The sequence below is a fragment of the Rhizobium sp. ZK1 genome (genome assembly GCF_047782645.1).
Lineage (GTDB): Bacteria > Pseudomonadota > Alphaproteobacteria > Rhizobiales > Rhizobiaceae > Rhizobium.
This window is the reverse complement of the sequence record NZ_CP180586.1, coordinates 1,335,181-1,349,052: the sequence shown is the minus strand read 5'-3', so window position 1 is coordinate 1,349,052 and position 13,872 is coordinate 1,335,181. Positions and strand designations below refer to the sequence as shown.

Genomic DNA, 13,872 nt, shown 5'->3' with positions numbered 1-13,872 from the left:
CCGCTGGTCTCGGGCCATCCCTTTGGCCATCAGGCTCATCCTCGCCAGACCGTATTGTTGCAACGGGAGGCGGCCCGATCTCTGAAACGAAAAAAGCCGCCCGGAGGCGGCTGATTCGGTGACCGCTTTGCGCAAATCACCACACTAATCACTAGATACCCTTCAAGGTTTACCTTGGCAACACTACCGATGGTGAATTCTGCGGTGTTTTCCGCTTTTGAAAGCCCCAATGCACAGCCAGATCGTCCAGTGCATCCTTCAGGTAGTCGGCGAGTGTGTGCCGAGCGCGCTTTGATGCCCCGAGCTCGGCGATAGTGCAGCCCTCCCCGGCCACGCGGCTGACAACATCGTAATGCCTGCGGCCGAGCAGTTCCCGGCACTCCTGAAGCTTGAACCCAGCGTCAATCTGGCGATCGGTGATCGGCTCGCGCGCGCCACCACCGTCGACAGGCTCCCGGGAGTAATCAAACGATCCGGCGCCAGATCCCCCGAGCGATTCCCACAGCCGGCGAAACTTGATGGCGGCTTCCACCTGGTGCGCTTCGAGGTGCCCTTTCGCCGCCATCATGGCTATCGGACTCTCACGCAGGTTCATTGCCGCCGTGATGGTCTTCGGATTGCCAGACGCGCCGGCATGAACCTTGCTGTAATGGGGGTTATCGATCTCGACGAGCTTCACCTTGGCATGCTGGCTGCCGAGGCCGCCGAATTCGTCGGCGTTGGCCGCCGTGAGTCCCTTGAACGTTCGCGCCGGCCGCTTGCGCACTTTTTTCGGTTCCGCCATTTCCGTTTCCCTCGCCTATACCCGTTTGACTTCGACTGTTCGGCCGCCGCCGATGAAAAGCTTCTCGGCCCTGGCCCGCGCCGCCGCGGCCGGCTTGACGACGACGTCGAATGTCTCGCCGCGAATCTCGCGGCCGTTCATGAAGGCGACCATATGCTTGAGGCATTCCTCTGCAGCTTCGCCTTTGCTCCCGAACACCTTCGGCTTTTCGCCTGTGTCCATGACCGGAGACGGCTCGCTATCGCGGCAAAGCCTGATCATGGCCCAGTAGCCGAATCCGCCAGGAACACGCCGGGGGTATGCGCTGTACCGGTTCATGCCTCTCCACCTTTCATGACGCCGTGAGCCCAACCCTGCGTGTAATCACAGAAGGGGCAGATCCATCCGCGGACGGTTGGGACCAGCGCTCCGGTGTCGCCGAAGACGTTGCGGTGGTTGTCGTCGCCGCGATTAGCGCACGTGAATGGATGAAACATTCTGGATGTCTGTGCCTTCGCGAGATTCACGACCTCATCAGCAGAAAAAACGTTGCTCATGCCTCACCTCGCTTCATGGCTTCGACCTTGCGGACTGCGTAGAAGCAGGTCGTGTGATCACGCCCGCCGAACAGACGGCCAAGCGCTGGGAAGCTCAGGCCGAATTTGTTGTGGACTTCCCACATGAGCAGGTGGCGCGTCGGGACGATGCCTCTCCTGCGCGAGCCGCCGATGATCTCCCGATATGAGACGCCAAGTTCTACACATCGGTCCTTTAGATAGGCTAGCGGGCGGTTTCCTGCCCTGTCCCGCCATTCGACCATGTGGGCGTCGAAGTGGATATCCTTCACCATCCAGAGCGGGACTTGCCTTCTGACGAATCTTGCCGCCGCCTCAATGACGACCGGCTCAGGCTTCGCAGGCACCACCGGATTGAAGCAGCGCTGATGCACCGCCGCATAGTGGGCGCGCATCTCCGCTGCGCTTGTGAACTGTCTGGCTGCTACGATCATTTGAAGCTCCTCTCGGATCGGGCTAATTCCTGGGCGATGTACTCGGCTCGGGACTGCGGCTGCCGCAGGTGAGCCAAGCCGTTTGGCTTCGAAGGCTGCTTGTCAGGAGGCTTGGCAGGCTGGTCCTTCCACCGATCGTCGGAAAGCCATTTGACCGGTGAACACCACTGCCGATCGTCGGTCTTGGCGGCATAGGACCTGACGCCTGTCATGATCTCGTCGAGGCTGGCGCGCTTGACGGCTTGGAAGAAAGCTTTTTCGGCTGAAGGCCTGCCGATCTTGTTCGGGTAGGCATCCCAAAATTCTTCGAAAGGATTGGCTTCAGGCGCGCTCGCGTCTTCCGAACGAAGTGAGGAAGATAGGTTATCGGTTAAAGGTGGCACGCCCGTATGACTGCACTTGCTTTGCACATGCATTGCATTTGCATCTGACGTCTGTGTTTTGCCTTTCGAATGCCGCGCCTCTGCCGCCGATCGGCGCTTCTCGATGATCTCATCCGCCTTCGACAGCTCTGCATCGATGCGCTTATGTGTCCAGCCTGGCCCGAACAACATGGCTAGCATGTCGCGGCTGTCCTCCCACTGCTCAGGTGAAAGCTTGGCGATGCGGGCGATGACGCGCTCGTTTTCGGGCAGCCGGCCGTTCTGCCAATAGTGCATAATCAGCAGCAGGTAGGCGCCGTGCTCGGTAGCAGTGAGGTGGCCGGTGTCTGCGAGATAGTCGCCGATGTGGAGCGGCATCCAAGCGCGGTTGCTCATCGGCACACCTCGACGTCAATGACGACGGCATGCCCTTGCAAGTCGTCAGCCCACCGAGCGGTGACACACTCCGCCAGGCTGTCATCCTGAACGACGCCAGCCTTCACCAAGGCGTCCGAGATCGGCTTGATTACGTTGTCGATATCTCTTGCGCGCTTGGAGCACCAATTGCGCTGCGCGACGATTGAGAGCCGATAAGGTCCGCTGATCTTGTCGACGCACTGAGATTTGATCTGGTCCACGGCGGCCTTGCGCCAGTCGGCATAGCCCTTGCTCTTCACGCTGACGACCTTGCCATCCTGAATGAAGCTCTTGCGCAGGCCGTTTGCCGACGGTGGCATAACAGAGATGAGGATACGGGCGGACGATACCGCCTTCGGCTCGACGTACTGCTCGCGATACTGCTGGGCTGTCATGCGCTCCGTCATGCCGGCCTCCGGCGGCTCTCGGCGCGCTTCTCGTATCGGATATCCATATAGCCGTTGATGAGACGGTCAGCTTCTGGTGGGCTGATGCCGAGGGCTTCGGCGATACGCTCGACGTCAGGGCCGTACTTGGTGAAGGCTTCGAGGAAGGTCATTCTCGCCCCCTTGGGACTTTAGTCCCATGTGCATCAGGGACCTTGGTCCCATTGCGGAAAACGGCGGAACGAGTGGGTCGGCTGCGTATTTCCTCTGTGGTCAGCACACCGGAGGAGACAACATGGGCCGCGATCTGTGGGACAAGCCAATAGAGTTGATGATCGATTCCGATCATTTCCGAAGCGTCGGCAGCTCTCGCGATGCTATGGCGTACCTGATGACCTCTTGGCCCACAAAAGGGGGTAAGTCCTTTTCCGCCGCTCGACGAGCCTGTCTCGGCGCGATCGACGGGAAGGTCGACAGCGCCACCGCCAAGCTCGCCTTCATTCGCGCGGCCGAGGAAGCAGGCATTCTGAGACCTTGATTGAGATTGATGATATATGATCATGCTGCCTCCTCATTTGCTCGAGGAGGAGCGACACGCCGCTCGGCTATGTCGGCGTATTCGGGATTGAGTTCGATCAGCGTTGAGCGGTAGCCATGCTGTTCCGCGACCAGGCCAACGGTTCCAGAGCCGCCGAACGGGTCTAAGACAAGGCCAGGGACGCGCTCGAAGCTATCGCAGATGGGGCCGCAGCCTTCGGCCGCACCGCAGCACCCGCAAACAGTCTTGGGGGTGCCGGCAAGAATGCAACGACGGGCGAGCTCACGTGGGAACGTCGCAAAATGCGCGCCGCGATACCCCTCGATATTGAAGGTCCAGACGTTCCGACCATTGCGAAGATCAGGGACATATGTCTCAACCCATGTCCCTTCCCGGTTCTGTCCCGCGGTGCTGCCTTTGGCTGGCTTGTACTGCCCGTCCTTACGGCGAGCATGCGCGTTGCCAGTTGTCGGCTCCTTGAGCGTTTCCGGGTCGAAGAAATATCGCTCGCTCTTGGTAAGCAGCCAAATCTTCTCGTGCACAGCGGCCGGTCGGTCATCTACCGATTCCGGCTTCGGGTTGGTCTTGTTCCAGATGATCTCAGATCGGACCCACCAACCATCGTCCTGCAGCGCAATAGCTAGCCGATTTGGGATCATGCATAGGTCCTTTGGCTTCATGTAGCCGCCGGCAACAACGCGACCGCCGCTCTCAACATGCGATTGGCGATCGCCGGAGGCGAACTTCCCTCGCGCCTTGGAATGCTTCGGATCGTAGATTGGACCGACAGTCGAGAACGGCTTGTCTCGGAAAGTCCGGTCGTCGCTGCCATCGGCTTTATACGCCTCGGCACTTTTCCCGTTAGGGGTGGCGGCATAGCAGTCGCCGTAGTTGACCCAGACGGTCCCATGAGACTTCAAAACGCGCCGGATCTCACGGAACACGTTGACCATCACATCGAGGTGTTCGCCGAGCGTTGGCTCAAGACCGATCTGACCCGCAACACCATAATCGCGAAGCCCCCAGTAGGGCGGCGACGTCACGACGCAATCGACCGAGTTCGCCGGCATAGCACGCATAGCTTCGATACAGTCGCCAACGAGGATGGTGCAGCGTCCGTCGAGTAGAGAGCGGGTCTGGATCATGTCGCGGCCCCCGCAAAGCCCGCACCAGCTTCCTGGGCTAGATGTGGGCTGGAAAAGGGAGCGGGCGCATGCTGAGCGACAGAAACTACTGTGTCACGATTATTTCGGCACTGGCGCTCACCGCATTTATTTTCGTGATGCGATTTCTGCCCGACTTTCTGGCGTGGCAGGGTTGGGATTGGTGCGGAAGCAACTGCAATGTCCGCGATTGGCTCGAGGGTACAAGCGGCTGGGCTGGGTTCCTGGCTGCCGTGATCGCGGTGGCGCTGACAACACGGCAGATCAGACAGCAGCAGAAACAGACGGACTTCATGCTCGGCGACGCGCCACCAACCATGGATGTGACCCCAGACCTCGACGATCCGACTGAGATGGTTGTGCGCATAGTCAATTGGAACCGGCGGTCGATTTTCATAAAGTCCATCCAGCTCAACGTCGGGAACGCTATGGGCGTCATGGAACTGAAGCTTGACGGCAGGGAAGTGGGCCTCGCCCAAATGCGATGGCCTTTTCCCTTGCGCGGTTGGGAGGATCGAAACAACTCCGGCCCTCACGCCCTGCAAATGAAGATCTCCGCAGCCGACGGCGACAAGATCATCAACGATTGGCCGAAGAACGCCGAAGTTGTTGTCAGCATGCAAATGCTTGACACCAGGCATCGAACGCAAAGTTTGAGAGCGTCGGTTCATCCGTAGCATCATGCCGCATCCCTCTTCGCCAGAGCCTTCACATACGCCGCCTTGATCTCCTCAAAGCGGGCGATGTCGTATTCCTTGGTCTCTATCTCGTGGTCTGGGCGGGGCTTCCTGGAGCCCTTGCCGTGGTCGTCGAGCCAGGTCATGGCGGAGGCGATGCGGCGGTCGAGCCAGGCGATCATCTCGGAGGGTTCGGTCATGCGGCCTCCTTAACGTCGAATAAAGAAATACAACCGATAAGGGCAGGGACAATTTCAGCGAGGACCGCATGCCGTTTGTTGTTGGCCAGATTTACAACCGCGTCGCAGACATTCATGGCGTCTACAACGGGCAACAGCGGAGCGGGATCATCACCCCAGCAGATACCCCGGTCATCTTCATCGTCAGTGGCGAAGAAGGTCGCCAGCACGGCTACGCCGATCGCTGGCGAGATGATGGCGTTTTCGAATACTTCGGCCAGGGCCAGATCGGCGACATGGAAATGAAGTCCGGGAATAAGGCTATCGTCGATTCCTGGAGTACAGGCGAAGCTATCCACCTTTTCACGTCGGTGCCGCGCGGGCTTCGCTATGACGGCGAAATGATCTACGAGCGGCACCACTACGAGCCAGCGCCGGACAAGAACAACGACATCCGGGATGCGATCGTTTTCGAATTGCGTCGCGCTGGGGAAGTCGCAATCAACATCGACCAAATCGAACCGATCCTGCCAGATGCTGAAGTCGACCTTGAAGAGCTTCGGCGTCGTGCATTTGAGGCTGCGGAGCCGACCCCAGAGCGCGTCCCGGCACAACGCAGTGTTTTTGCCCGCAGCCAAGACGTGCGCGATTACGTCTTGGCCCGCGCGGGCGGGGAGTGCGAACACTGCCGGCGCCCAGGACCCTTCGTACGTGCCAACGGCAGCCTCTACATCGAATGCCACCATGTGCACCGCCTTTCCGACGGCGGCCCGGACAGTCCCTGCAACGTGATAGGCGTATGTCCCGACTGTCACAGACGCGCCCACTTCGGCATCGATCGGGTCGAGTTCAACCAACTCCTTATCGACGATCTGCGTGTGATCGAACCGGCGGCCCGACCGAGAAGACGTCGCGCGCGATAGTTGATCGCAAATATGCATGCTCATTGCTGATCGCCTCCCGCCAATTCCGGACATACCCACTCGGCCAGGCCGGCGGCCTTATCCCTGAGCCACATCGCGATCGAGTGCCGCCGATCGAAGCTGAGCCATCTGACGAAGAGCGGCGGTTTTCTTGATGTATTCAGCATGCTCATTCCTCGCCTTGCGCAGTGCTTCCGCCGTCTCGTAGAGCTCGACCATCTGGAAGTGCTTCACGGTGCGGCTCTCGTTGTTCCACCACCCTCGCAGGCGGCGCTCGGTCCATTGGTTTTCAGGATCGTCTCGATGGGGGAACCGCGCCCGCAATTCCCGGCAAGCGGAGCGGAACATGTCGCCGATGTGGCGCCTCGCTCCGATTTCCGCGATCAAGAAGTTCGCTGTTGCTACGTCATCCATTGGCTTACTCACGCCCTGCTTTTGTTTCCCCGGCTTTCCGGGTGACTTTTCCGACATGTGGTTCTCGCCCTGTGCAAAGTTGCTCTTGTTGAAGGAGACGCCGATGCGCAGGACCGATACTGAAAACGACAGAGGAGAAAGCCTTGCCGGGCCTTCGCCCTCTGTCGCCGGCCCGCCGCGTGGGCATGCCGTCATTCCATTCCGCAGAACCGACACATCCGCCGCGTCAGTTGGTTCTGCTGCAGGTGGCGATCCGCCGTCGCCACCTGCCTCTTTCGAAGCACTCGGCCCGCTCGTCCAATCCGTCGTGATGAGGATCAAAGACAGTCGGGTGAGGCTAAGAGTGACTGGCCCCGGCGCCTTGGGAGGTGAAGACCGGGACCAGTCGTGACGATCCGAGGGGGTGAGACCGTCAGTTCGTGTTCGCTGGCTGCCGACGTCGGAACGGGACGACGACACGGTTTCCGTTGTCGTCGCAGTGAGGTGCCGTGGCGGCGAAGTGCCGATAGAAGGCGTAGATGCCGAAGAGATAAATCGCGCCGAAGACCGCTATGCTCATGCTGCGCTCCTGAAGTTGGCTTCTGCTTCCTTGAGATTGCGCCCCGATGCAGACTTCCCGGTCTCGGCATCGACGATGATGACCGTGCCGTCATGGGTCCAGGTGATGGAGCGATACCGACGTGCCTGAATGTCTTTCAGAGCTGACGCGATCTTGTGGGAGGCTGCTGTCATCGACGCGCCTCCGGAAACTCATGCTTGGTGATCATGAACGGCTGCATGCCGTGCTCGACGAGAACCCGGTCGATCTCGCGGATGGCCTGCACTCGAGTCAGACGCTTCGGCCTGCCCTTCGCGTCGATCTTGCGAACGATGTAGAGGCCGCGATCGGTCTTGAGTTCGTAGCCGAAGCCCTTGAAAACATCCCGGAGATAGATCCAGTCGCTGGTGAAGCCGCGATCGAACTTGCGAACTTCGCCGCCCTTCGACGTGAAATCGATTATCATCGATGTCAGCTCGGCGCGGGATTTGATGTGCGGAGCCGTGATCATGCCGCCACCTCGGCTTGCTTGGATGCTCGGATGCAGGAGGCGCAATGCGTGCTGCCGTAGCCGCCACAGTTGTCGCCGGGGTTCCGGCAGAGCGGACGAAGGGGCTTCTTGACCGACTGGACGGGCACACCATCCAGCCGGTTGTTCAAGGTATGGGTGTCCTGCTGTCGCCCGGACGCGCGCTCTACGCTGCGGTCTACATGGTCGCCTCCTGCGTTGGCGCCGACGTTCCCGTCGAGGCTGTGGCCTTCTTCGCGATCCTCATCCGGACCGATTTCGGAATTGGTGTTGGTGGCTCGCTCCGATTCAGCGTTGCTATGAAGCGACTTGACGTCGCGCCGGCCTGGAACGGGGTTCGAGCCCAATTCCATTTTTTCGCCGCCAGCATCAGAGCTTGGTGTGCCCGGTTCGCCACCGGAAACCGCTGGATCCGCGGGCCGGCTTCCATTCGAGGCGGGGATGCCTTCTGCATAGGCGCCAGCATCCCCTACCGGTGCAGCGGCCGCAGCCGACTGCTCTTTGCCTCCGGTACGGCAATCGTCAGCAAAGCCGACCGTCGAGGAGTGCTGACGTTCACTCTCATCATCGGCCCTACTAGCCGGATCACTGGAAGCAGCAGCTATCGCGCCGGTTGCCTCCTCCTCGACGTTCGCTACGGGATCTTCTTCCGCTTCCTCGCGGGCAATCATGATATCGACGGCGGCGATCAGCGCCTTGCGACCGATCTCGGTTTGCATGCCGGTGACGATGGTCTGGGCGAGCTTGGGGTCGATAAGCTCTCCGGTTTCCGGATGGTGGGGCTCTTCGAACAGGTCCGGCTGCGAGATCATGCCGAGGGCGTGCAGATAGGTGTCGAGGATCGCCTCCTCTTCCATGCGCTCCATCTCGTCTTTCTTCCGGAACGCAATCACCTTTTTCATCATGGCCGGAATGAAGCCCATGCCTTTTGCCTCGGCATAGACATCCTTGATATCGTCGGCGATCGTCTTCTTCTCTTCTTCGAGACGTTCGATGCGCTCAATGAAGGCGCGGAGCTGGTCGCGGGCTACGCCGTGTGCGTCGGTCATGCAGCAGTCTCCAAAACCGGTGCAAAATCAGATGGCCGGATGTCGAGACCACGCTCGCGAGCAGCTTCAAGGATCGCGGGAATATGCCAGTGGGGCACGACGCCGCCGGTCCCACCTTTCTCTTTAGGCATGCGCCAGCGCATGACGGTGTGGGCCTTGACGTTCGTGACTTCAGCCAGAGGCTTCAAGCCCTTGAACTTCTTGATGATCGTGTTGGCGGGTTCGCATCTCATATTGCCAATGTACGATATTCATACCGATAAGGCAATAGGCAATGTATGATTTTGCTAAATGCAAGTTTCGGGGCGGCGTGCGAAAATTGTACAATGACTGACGCCTCGACAAACATGTATCTGGACTGGATTCGGGAGGGCCTGAAGCAGCCCGGGAAGACACAGGTGGGCCTCGCCGCTCACCTCGGAATCGCGCATCCGCAAATCACGCAGCTCCTAAAGGGGAAGCGCGGATTAAAGGTGCCGGAGATTCCCAAAATAGCAGAATACCTTGGCACACAGCCGCCGCAGTCGTCTGATCTAGCGCCCTCTGAAGCAAAGTGGGTGCAAGCGAGAAAGGCTGGCATCGTCGCGGCTAGCCTTTTCCGCGAGGTCGACGAGTTCGACCAGTCGGAGCCAGAAGAGATTACGGTTCCGCGCGACGACAAGTTTCCGAACGCTCGCCAGCTCACATTTGAGGTGGAAGGCGACAGCATGAACGAGCTGCGTCCTCGGCCGATCATGCCAGGTGACACGATTGTCGCCACTGCTTATGAGGACATCGCCCACCGCGTTGTGCTTCGCGATGGAATGGTCGTCGTCGTGCAGCGGACCCGCGACGGCGGCCATATGCGGGAATGGTCAGTGAAGCAGATCGAGATCTATGAGGACAGGACGGAATTCCATCCTCGATCGAACAATCCGAAGCACAAGCCCATTGTCGTTCAGCGCCAATTCGACGCTGACGATGGCATAAGTGTTGAGATCATAGGGATTGTACGGATGGTGCTTAACACCATGCCTGGGTTCTAGGCGGCGAAACTTCGCCTGCCCTTCAGATCGAATTCATTGCACACGTTCGCGATATCCTGCAGTAGCCACCGCGACGGCGGCTCGCACATGTAGCTCTTCCCGTCGTCTCCGACGAAATTCATGATCGGAAGAACCGAGAATGCTTCGTCATTTCCCACCGGCGCGAACGGACCGACCTTGAAGTCATAGCCCGGGAAGCGGTGAGACAGATAATTCTCCAGCCGATCCTTTGCCGCTGCCACAGCCGCCCGCCGCTCGAATGGCGGCACGATGATAAAGCTCAATACTTCCTTGCTCATTCTACCCTCCCACCGCTGATCGCAAACAGTTTGCCGATCGAGCTTTCACAGTGTGCGCAAAAGAACGGGACGTTATCGAGGTACCCCTCTTGCGCCAGCTCGTACATGTCGTTCGGAACATAGGTGTCGGCCGGCACCTCCATGACCGTTGAACTCTCCCGAAGGCAGTTCTCGCACCGGATATGAAGCCGCAACGGCGACGGTGATTTCATCACTGCTAAACCCATGATGTTCTCCTTTCGTTCTTATGAAGCCAGAACGGGAGCGAAGAGTCGAGAGTGATTCGGCCTGAACGTTAAAGATTCTTTACGCGCGATCGCCTGTACGTTTTTCATACATTAACGCTTGACGCGAATGTATGATTTGCGTACATTACATCCATCAACGAAACGCCACGGCGACGAGGATGGAAATGACCGACATGCTCCACAACGTAGAAAAGCTGACCCGCTCTGGCTCGACGCTCTACCTCGCCCACATCCCCGGCATTGGCATGGAATGGACCGCGGAAGCGGAAGACGCTTTCGAGTTCGACGATATCGACGAAGCGCAGGCTGACGCCAATGCGTACGGCGGCGAGGTCTGCTCGTACCAGCGCCCGTTCAGCCGTCGCCTGCCCGCTTCGGCACCCACCATCACCCTCATTGCAGCGGAGTAACCGAGATGGTCGCCCACCTCGACGATGTCGAGCGCCTGTTCAACGCGGTAAAAAACTTGCGGGACGAGCGCCGGAAGATGCAAAAGCTGTCGGACAAGGCTTTCAAAGCCGAAGGGCCGAAGGCGATCCAGAAGGCGAATGTAGACCTAAACTGGGCTGCATTCCACATCAACAAAATCGAGCACGAGGCGCACGCCGCCGCTGTCGATTGCGGTCTGGCCGACCTTCGGGATGCTAGCAGCTACAGGCCGTATAGCGTCAAGCTTACCGGCTTTCATGAATATGAGGTCAACCCTCCCAAGCCCCGTTCTCTGTCTGGAGACGCGGCATGAGCTATCCAGAAGCCCTTCGCGCTCTGAACCAAGCGGCCTACGCCGCCGCCAGAGCCTGCCAGAACGAAGACGAAAAGCGGCAGTTGAAGCGTATCTGCTTTGAGACGGATGAGCTCGTCGATGCGCTCCCGAGCCGCATGGCTGATTTCTGCGGCGAGGTTCCGGCGCTTCAGTCTGCTCTCGTCGAGGGAGCGCGGCTTCCATGACCGACATCCAAGCCCGTCTCGCCGAGATCAATGCCCGCGCCGCGCCGGTCATCGAAGAGCAAGCCCGACTTATCGGCGCTCTCAACAAGGCGATCACCCTCATCCTCACCGTGGCCGCCGTCGGCGTCCTCACCGTCATCTCTTTCGCGCCGACCGAGCAGCAGCTCAAGGTGGACGCGCTCATCAACCAGGAGCAAATCGCATGGCAGAAGTAAATGTATGGGCGTGGTGGCAAAATGCCCTCGAAGGCAACTTCGGCCCGATCCACGACGGAGACCCTCAGCAGGGATATTACCGCACTCGCTTCAAGGACAAGCCGTGGGAGCCGGTCGCCATCTGGTTCGAAGACGGCAAGTGGCACGCGATGCGCGGCGAGCGTCAGGTTGATGCTTCCGACATCTGGACGTGGTGCTGCCGCAACCCGATCTCCTACGAAGCCTACAACAAGGCGATCGAGGGTGCGGGCTGGGATGATGAGCCCGAAGCGCCAGCTATCGGCCATAACCTGCCGACCGACCCTTTCGAAGCCCTCACGGTCGAATTTGCCGCCGAGCGCGAGCAGGCGGAAGCGTTCCTGAAGAAGCCGATCACGACGCAAGCAGAGGCCGACCGCGCCGCGATCTGGTCGAAGCGTCTGTCGACGATCGCCAAGAAGGCGACCGACCTGCACAAGGTTGAAAAGCAGCCCCACCTCGACGCCGGCCGATCGGTCGACGACAAGTGGCGCGCCCTCAAGGATGAGCCGGACGCGATCAGCAAGAAGCTGAAGCGCCATATGGACGCCTTCCTGCAGGAGGAGGCCCGCAAGGAGCGCGAGCGCCAGGCTGCTGCCCGCGCCGAAGCCGACCGCATTCAGCGAGAGGCAGATGCAGCTCGTGTCGCCGCCGAGCAGGCCGCCGCGAAGAACGACAACAATGCGGCTTCCGATGCTGCGGCCGAAGCTGAACGCCTCGCCCAGCAGGCCGCCCAAGCCGAGCGCGAAGCTCAGGCCCGCAATGCTTCGGCAGGCCGCACCGGCGCGAAGGTCTCGCTCCGCACGTTCGTCTTTGCCGAGGTGACCGACTTCGATGCGCTCCTCATGGCGCTGAAGGATCGGGCCGAAATCAAGGAAGTCGTCGAGATGCTTGCCAACCGTGCGGCGCGCTCCGGCGTCGAGTTGGCCGGCATGGCGATCCGTTCGGAACAGAGGGCTGCCTGATGACCGAAGCACCCGCACTCCTCGTCGCCGCCGTGAAGTTCAAATGGCAGAAGGACGAGAAAACCTACGACTACTTCATCCCGACCGAACTCACGGTCAACGTCGGCGACAAGGTCGTCGTCGAGACCGATCGCGGTGAAACCACCGTCGAGGTCATGGCTATTAAGCCCGAATCCGGAATGGCGCAGAAGACGATCGTTCGCGTCGCCGAGCCTGAAGCCGAAGGAGAAAAGGCATGAACAGCCATGTCCCAACCCTTACCGGTGGCGGCAATGTCCTCGCCATCGTCCCTCAGACCTTCGAGGAGACGCTGCGCATCGCACGAGCTGTATGCGCCTCCGGCCTTGCACCGTCGGCACTGATCGGCAAGCTGGAGGGCGATGATGCGGCGGCCGCTGTCGCTGTGGCCATTATGTCCGGTGCCGAGCTTGGCCTAAAGCCGATGGTGAGCCTTCGCAGCTTCACCGTGATCAACGGTCGGCCCGCCCTCTACGGCGATGGTCTTATCAATGTCGTCCGCATGTCTGGCAAGGTCGCCTATCTCCGGACCGGGTGCGAAGAGCGCAACGGCAAGATGGTCGGTTACTGCGAAGCCAAGCGCCTCGACACCGGCGAAGAGAAGCGCGTCGAGTTCAGCCAGGCCGACGCCGAGCGCGCTGGCCTGTGGCAGACCAAGGCCACGGTCGTGAAGTGGAACAAGTGGGACAAGAAGAACGAGGAGAAGCCGAACGATAGCCCGTGGTACCGCTTCCCTCAGCGAATGCTGGCATGGCGCGCCGCAGGCTACTGCCTTCGCGAACTGTTCGGCGATGTGCTCGGCGGTATCCGTGACGAGTTCGAGGTCCGCGAGATCGCCGACGCCGAGGAGATGCGCGACATCACCCCGTCCGCTGAATCGGTCGAGAGCAAGCCGACGCCGCCTAAGCCTCCGAAGCCGCCCGCACCGCCCTCCAAGACGATCGAGGCGAAAGCCGAGCCCGAGAAGCAGGCCGAAGAACCCGCAAGCGAGTTCGTCCTGGGCGACTTCCTCGACGAGATCGAGACCGCTCTCGCCAGCGCGAAGGATGAATCCGACGTCGAGGAAATCTGGACCGACTTCGACGCGCCGGCAGTGCTGGAAAGCGAAGGCCATGCCGACATGATTGAAGCCGCCTTCGCGATCAAGTCGCGCCGCTTGGCCGCGCTGTCGCCGCTGAACGGAGGCTGA

27 protein-coding genes and 1 pseudogene are annotated in these 13,872 nt (G+C 60.1%); 11 read left to right on the top strand and 17 right to left on the bottom strand.

Annotation, left to right across the window (positions count from 1 at the left end; all coding sequences use genetic code 11):
- Positions 1-169 precede the first annotated feature (169 nt).
- From ACK9YZ_RS06970 to ACK9YZ_RS06940, 7 genes are read right to left on the bottom strand one after another with little or no spacing between them, the layout of a single operon-like run.
- Positions 170-784, bottom strand: a complete 615-nt coding sequence (locus tag ACK9YZ_RS06970; protein WP_416066087.1) for a hypothetical protein — start codon at positions 782-784, stop codon at positions 170-172.
- A gap of 15 nt (positions 785-799) precedes the next feature.
- A complete protein-coding gene (locus ACK9YZ_RS06965; protein WP_416066086.1) occupies positions 800-1,102 on the bottom strand; it encodes a hypothetical protein in 303 nt (100 codons plus the stop codon).
- On the bottom strand, positions 1,099-1,320 hold the full coding sequence (locus ACK9YZ_RS06960) for a hypothetical protein (RefSeq protein ID WP_416066085.1): 222 nt from the start codon (positions 1,318-1,320) through the stop codon (positions 1,099-1,101). Before ACK9YZ_RS06960 ends, ACK9YZ_RS06965 begins: the two co-directional genes overlap by 4 nt.
- Positions 1,317-1,772 carry a helix-turn-helix domain-containing protein gene (locus ACK9YZ_RS06955; RefSeq protein ID WP_416066084.1) on the bottom strand — a complete coding sequence of 152 codons (456 nt, stop codon included), beginning with the start codon at positions 1,770-1,772 and terminating at the stop codon, positions 1,317-1,319. The genes ACK9YZ_RS06960 and ACK9YZ_RS06955 overlap by 4 nt, the downstream gene beginning before the upstream one ends.
- Positions 1,769-2,530, bottom strand: a complete 762-nt coding sequence (locus tag ACK9YZ_RS06950; protein WP_416066083.1) for a YdaU family protein — start codon at positions 2,528-2,530, stop codon at positions 1,769-1,771. Before ACK9YZ_RS06950 ends, ACK9YZ_RS06955 begins: the two co-directional genes overlap by 4 nt.
- Positions 2,527-2,958, bottom strand: a complete 432-nt coding sequence (locus ACK9YZ_RS06945; RefSeq protein WP_416066082.1) for a RusA family crossover junction endodeoxyribonuclease — start codon at positions 2,956-2,958, stop codon at positions 2,527-2,529. The genes ACK9YZ_RS06950 and ACK9YZ_RS06945 overlap by 4 nt, the downstream gene beginning before the upstream one ends.
- Positions 2,955-3,110: a hypothetical protein gene (locus ACK9YZ_RS06940; RefSeq protein WP_416066081.1), complete on the bottom strand. Its 156-nt coding sequence runs from the start codon at positions 3,108-3,110 to the stop codon at positions 2,955-2,957. Before ACK9YZ_RS06940 ends, ACK9YZ_RS06945 begins: the two co-directional genes overlap by 4 nt.
- 122 nt (positions 3,111-3,232) lie before the next feature.
- Between ACK9YZ_RS06940 and ACK9YZ_RS06935 the strand changes: the two genes are divergently transcribed.
- Complete coding sequence (locus ACK9YZ_RS06935) at positions 3,233-3,475, top strand: DUF982 domain-containing protein (RefSeq protein WP_416066080.1); 243 nt, start codon at positions 3,233-3,235, stop codon at positions 3,473-3,475.
- 20 nt (positions 3,476-3,495) lie between these two features.
- Here the strand turns inward: ACK9YZ_RS06935 and ACK9YZ_RS06930 are convergent, their stop codons facing one another.
- On the bottom strand, positions 3,496-4,620 hold the full coding sequence (locus ACK9YZ_RS06930; RefSeq protein ID WP_416066079.1) for a DNA-methyltransferase: 1,125 nt from the start codon (positions 4,618-4,620) through the stop codon (positions 3,496-3,498).
- 68 nt (positions 4,621-4,688) lie between these two features.
- On the opposite strand from ACK9YZ_RS06930, the gene ACK9YZ_RS06925 reads away from it, so the two are divergent.
- Complete coding sequence (locus ACK9YZ_RS06925; RefSeq protein WP_416066078.1) at positions 4,689-5,315, top strand: hypothetical protein; 627 nt, start codon at positions 4,689-4,691, stop codon at positions 5,313-5,315.
- Between the two features lie 2 nt (positions 5,316-5,317).
- On the opposite strand, the gene ACK9YZ_RS06920 is transcribed toward ACK9YZ_RS06925, so the two are convergent.
- A complete protein-coding gene (locus ACK9YZ_RS06920; RefSeq protein ID WP_416066077.1) occupies positions 5,318-5,515 on the bottom strand; it encodes a hypothetical protein in 198 nt (65 codons plus the stop codon).
- Positions 5,516-5,583: 68 nt separating this feature from the next.
- On the opposite strand from ACK9YZ_RS06920, the gene ACK9YZ_RS06915 reads away from it, so the two are divergent.
- Positions 5,584-6,417, top strand: coding sequence for an HNH endonuclease (locus ACK9YZ_RS06915; protein ID WP_416066076.1), 834 nt, complete (start codon positions 5,584-5,586; stop codon positions 6,415-6,417).
- Positions 6,418-6,495: 78 nt separating this feature from the next.
- On the opposite strand, the gene ACK9YZ_RS06910 is transcribed toward ACK9YZ_RS06915, so the two are convergent.
- From ACK9YZ_RS06910 to ACK9YZ_RS06885, 6 genes and pseudogenes are all read right to left on the bottom strand, one after another.
- On the bottom strand, positions 6,496-7,152 hold the full coding sequence (locus ACK9YZ_RS06910) for a hypothetical protein (protein WP_416066075.1): 657 nt from the start codon (positions 7,150-7,152) through the stop codon (positions 6,496-6,498).
- A gap of 91 nt (positions 7,153-7,243) precedes the next feature.
- A complete protein-coding gene (locus ACK9YZ_RS06905) occupies positions 7,244-7,390 on the bottom strand; it encodes a hypothetical protein (protein WP_416066074.1) in 147 nt (48 codons plus the stop codon).
- Entirely contained in the window at positions 7,387-7,563 is a 177-nt protein-coding gene (locus ACK9YZ_RS06900) for a hypothetical protein (RefSeq protein ID WP_416066073.1), read from the bottom strand. Before ACK9YZ_RS06900 ends, ACK9YZ_RS06905 begins: the two co-directional genes overlap by 4 nt.
- On the bottom strand, positions 7,560-7,880 hold the full coding sequence (locus ACK9YZ_RS06895) for a hypothetical protein (RefSeq protein ID WP_416066072.1): 321 nt from the start codon (positions 7,878-7,880) through the stop codon (positions 7,560-7,562). The genes ACK9YZ_RS06900 and ACK9YZ_RS06895 overlap by 4 nt, the downstream gene beginning before the upstream one ends.
- An 815-nt stretch (positions 7,881-8,695) precedes the next feature.
- A pseudogene (locus ACK9YZ_RS06890) lies at positions 8,696-8,947 on the bottom strand (DUF2312 domain-containing protein); the annotation flags it as partial.
- Entirely contained in the window at positions 8,944-9,180 is a 237-nt protein-coding gene (locus tag ACK9YZ_RS06885; protein ID WP_416066071.1) for a hypothetical protein, read from the bottom strand. The gene ACK9YZ_RS06885 and the pseudogene ACK9YZ_RS06890, both read right to left, overlap by 4 nt.
- Positions 9,181-9,273: 93 nt before the next feature.
- On the opposite strand from ACK9YZ_RS06885, the gene ACK9YZ_RS06880 reads away from it, so the two are divergent.
- Positions 9,274-9,972, top strand: a complete 699-nt coding sequence (locus ACK9YZ_RS06880) for a LexA family protein (protein ID WP_416066070.1) — start codon at positions 9,274-9,276, stop codon at positions 9,970-9,972.
- Here ACK9YZ_RS06880 and ACK9YZ_RS06875 read toward each other — a convergent pair.
- Positions 9,969-10,271 carry a hypothetical protein gene (locus ACK9YZ_RS06875; RefSeq protein ID WP_416066069.1) on the bottom strand — a complete coding sequence of 101 codons (303 nt, stop codon included), beginning with the start codon at positions 10,269-10,271 and terminating at the stop codon, positions 9,969-9,971. The two genes, ACK9YZ_RS06880 and ACK9YZ_RS06875, sit on opposite strands and share 4 nt — an antisense overlap.
- Entirely contained in the window at positions 10,268-10,498 is a 231-nt protein-coding gene (locus tag ACK9YZ_RS06870; protein ID WP_416066068.1) for a hypothetical protein, read from the bottom strand. The genes ACK9YZ_RS06875 and ACK9YZ_RS06870 overlap by 4 nt, the downstream gene beginning before the upstream one ends.
- Before the next feature lie 185 nt (positions 10,499-10,683).
- Between ACK9YZ_RS06870 and ACK9YZ_RS06865 the strand changes: the two genes are divergently transcribed.
- From ACK9YZ_RS06865 to ACK9YZ_RS06835, 7 genes are read left to right on the top strand one after another with little or no spacing between them, the layout of a single operon-like run.
- Entirely contained in the window at positions 10,684-10,929 is a 246-nt protein-coding gene (locus ACK9YZ_RS06865) for a hypothetical protein (protein ID WP_416066067.1), read from the top strand.
- A 5-nt stretch (positions 10,930-10,934) separates the two neighbouring features.
- Positions 10,935-11,261: a hypothetical protein gene (locus ACK9YZ_RS06860; protein ID WP_416066066.1), complete on the top strand. Its 327-nt coding sequence runs from the start codon at positions 10,935-10,937 to the stop codon at positions 11,259-11,261.
- A complete protein-coding gene (locus ACK9YZ_RS06855) occupies positions 11,258-11,467 on the top strand; it encodes a hypothetical protein (RefSeq protein ID WP_416066065.1) in 210 nt (69 codons plus the stop codon). The genes ACK9YZ_RS06860 and ACK9YZ_RS06855 overlap by 4 nt, the downstream gene beginning before the upstream one ends.
- Positions 11,464-11,682: a hypothetical protein gene (locus ACK9YZ_RS06850; RefSeq protein ID WP_416066064.1), complete on the top strand. Its 219-nt coding sequence runs from the start codon at positions 11,464-11,466 to the stop codon at positions 11,680-11,682. The genes ACK9YZ_RS06855 and ACK9YZ_RS06850 overlap by 4 nt, the downstream gene beginning before the upstream one ends.
- On the top strand, positions 11,670-12,665 hold the full coding sequence (locus ACK9YZ_RS06845) for a hypothetical protein (protein WP_416066063.1): 996 nt from the start codon (positions 11,670-11,672) through the stop codon (positions 12,663-12,665). The genes ACK9YZ_RS06850 and ACK9YZ_RS06845 overlap by 13 nt, the downstream gene beginning before the upstream one ends.
- Positions 12,665-12,904 (top strand): hypothetical protein, encoded by a 240-nt coding sequence (locus tag ACK9YZ_RS06840; RefSeq protein ID WP_416066062.1) that lies wholly within the window; start codon positions 12,665-12,667, stop codon positions 12,902-12,904. Before ACK9YZ_RS06845 ends, ACK9YZ_RS06840 begins: the two co-directional genes overlap by 1 nt.
- A complete protein-coding gene (locus ACK9YZ_RS06835) occupies positions 12,901-13,872 on the top strand; it encodes a hypothetical protein (RefSeq protein ID WP_416066061.1) in 972 nt (323 codons plus the stop codon). The genes ACK9YZ_RS06840 and ACK9YZ_RS06835 overlap by 4 nt, the downstream gene beginning before the upstream one ends.

Bases quoted from the DNA above. Each gene is read 5' to 3' on its own strand.
- ACK9YZ_RS06970 (WP_416066087.1), bottom strand. From the start codon at position 784: ATGGCGGAACCGAAAAAAGTGCGCAAGCGGCCGGCGCGAACGTTCAAG.
- ACK9YZ_RS06965 (WP_416066086.1), bottom strand. From the start codon at position 1,102: ATGAACCGGTACAGCGCATACCCCCGGCGTGTTCCTGGCGGATTCGGC.
- ACK9YZ_RS06960 (WP_416066085.1), bottom strand. From the start codon at position 1,320: ATGAGCAACGTTTTTTCTGCTGATGAGGTCGTGAATCTCGCGAAGGCA.
- ACK9YZ_RS06955 (WP_416066084.1), bottom strand. From the start codon at position 1,772: ATGATCGTAGCAGCCAGACAGTTCACAAGCGCAGCGGAGATGCGCGCC.
- ACK9YZ_RS06950 (WP_416066083.1), bottom strand. From the start codon at position 2,530: ATGAGCAACCGCGCTTGGATGCCGCTCCACATCGGCGACTATCTCGCA.
- ACK9YZ_RS06945 (WP_416066082.1), bottom strand. From the start codon at position 2,958: ATGACGGAGCGCATGACAGCCCAGCAGTATCGCGAGCAGTACGTCGAG.
- ACK9YZ_RS06940 (WP_416066081.1), bottom strand. From the start codon at position 3,110: ATGACCTTCCTCGAAGCCTTCACCAAGTACGGCCCTGACGTCGAGCGT.
- ACK9YZ_RS06935 (WP_416066080.1), top strand. From the start codon at position 3,233: ATGGGCCGCGATCTGTGGGACAAGCCAATAGAGTTGATGATCGATTCC.
- ACK9YZ_RS06930 (WP_416066079.1), bottom strand. From the start codon at position 4,620: ATGATCCAGACCCGCTCTCTACTCGACGGACGCTGCACCATCCTCGTT.
- ACK9YZ_RS06925 (WP_416066078.1), top strand. From the start codon at position 4,689: ATGCTGAGCGACAGAAACTACTGTGTCACGATTATTTCGGCACTGGCG.
- ACK9YZ_RS06920 (WP_416066077.1), bottom strand. From the start codon at position 5,515: ATGACCGAACCCTCCGAGATGATCGCCTGGCTCGACCGCCGCATCGCC.
- ACK9YZ_RS06915 (WP_416066076.1), top strand. From the start codon at position 5,584: ATGCCGTTTGTTGTTGGCCAGATTTACAACCGCGTCGCAGACATTCAT.
- ACK9YZ_RS06905 (WP_416066074.1), bottom strand. From the start codon at position 7,390: ATGAGCATAGCGGTCTTCGGCGCGATTTATCTCTTCGGCATCTACGCC.
- ACK9YZ_RS06900 (WP_416066073.1), bottom strand. From the start codon at position 7,563: ATGACAGCAGCCTCCCACAAGATCGCGTCAGCTCTGAAAGACATTCAG.
- ACK9YZ_RS06895 (WP_416066072.1), bottom strand. From the start codon at position 7,880: ATGATCACGGCTCCGCACATCAAATCCCGCGCCGAGCTGACATCGATG.
- ACK9YZ_RS06885 (WP_416066071.1), bottom strand. From the start codon at position 9,180: ATGAGATGCGAACCCGCCAACACGATCATCAAGAAGTTCAAGGGCTTG.
- ACK9YZ_RS06880 (WP_416066070.1), top strand. From the start codon at position 9,274: ATGACTGACGCCTCGACAAACATGTATCTGGACTGGATTCGGGAGGGC.
- ACK9YZ_RS06875 (WP_416066069.1), bottom strand. From the start codon at position 10,271: ATGAGCAAGGAAGTATTGAGCTTTATCATCGTGCCGCCATTCGAGCGG.
- ACK9YZ_RS06870 (WP_416066068.1), bottom strand. From the start codon at position 10,498: ATGGGTTTAGCAGTGATGAAATCACCGTCGCCGTTGCGGCTTCATATC.
- ACK9YZ_RS06865 (WP_416066067.1), top strand. From the start codon at position 10,684: ATGACCGACATGCTCCACAACGTAGAAAAGCTGACCCGCTCTGGCTCG.
- ACK9YZ_RS06860 (WP_416066066.1), top strand. From the start codon at position 10,935: ATGGTCGCCCACCTCGACGATGTCGAGCGCCTGTTCAACGCGGTAAAA.
- ACK9YZ_RS06855 (WP_416066065.1), top strand. From the start codon at position 11,258: ATGAGCTATCCAGAAGCCCTTCGCGCTCTGAACCAAGCGGCCTACGCC.
- ACK9YZ_RS06850 (WP_416066064.1), top strand. From the start codon at position 11,464: ATGACCGACATCCAAGCCCGTCTCGCCGAGATCAATGCCCGCGCCGCG.
- ACK9YZ_RS06845 (WP_416066063.1), top strand. From the start codon at position 11,670: ATGGCAGAAGTAAATGTATGGGCGTGGTGGCAAAATGCCCTCGAAGGC.
- ACK9YZ_RS06840 (WP_416066062.1), top strand. From the start codon at position 12,665: ATGACCGAAGCACCCGCACTCCTCGTCGCCGCCGTGAAGTTCAAATGG.
- ACK9YZ_RS06835 (WP_416066061.1), top strand. From the start codon at position 12,901: ATGAACAGCCATGTCCCAACCCTTACCGGTGGCGGCAATGTCCTCGCC.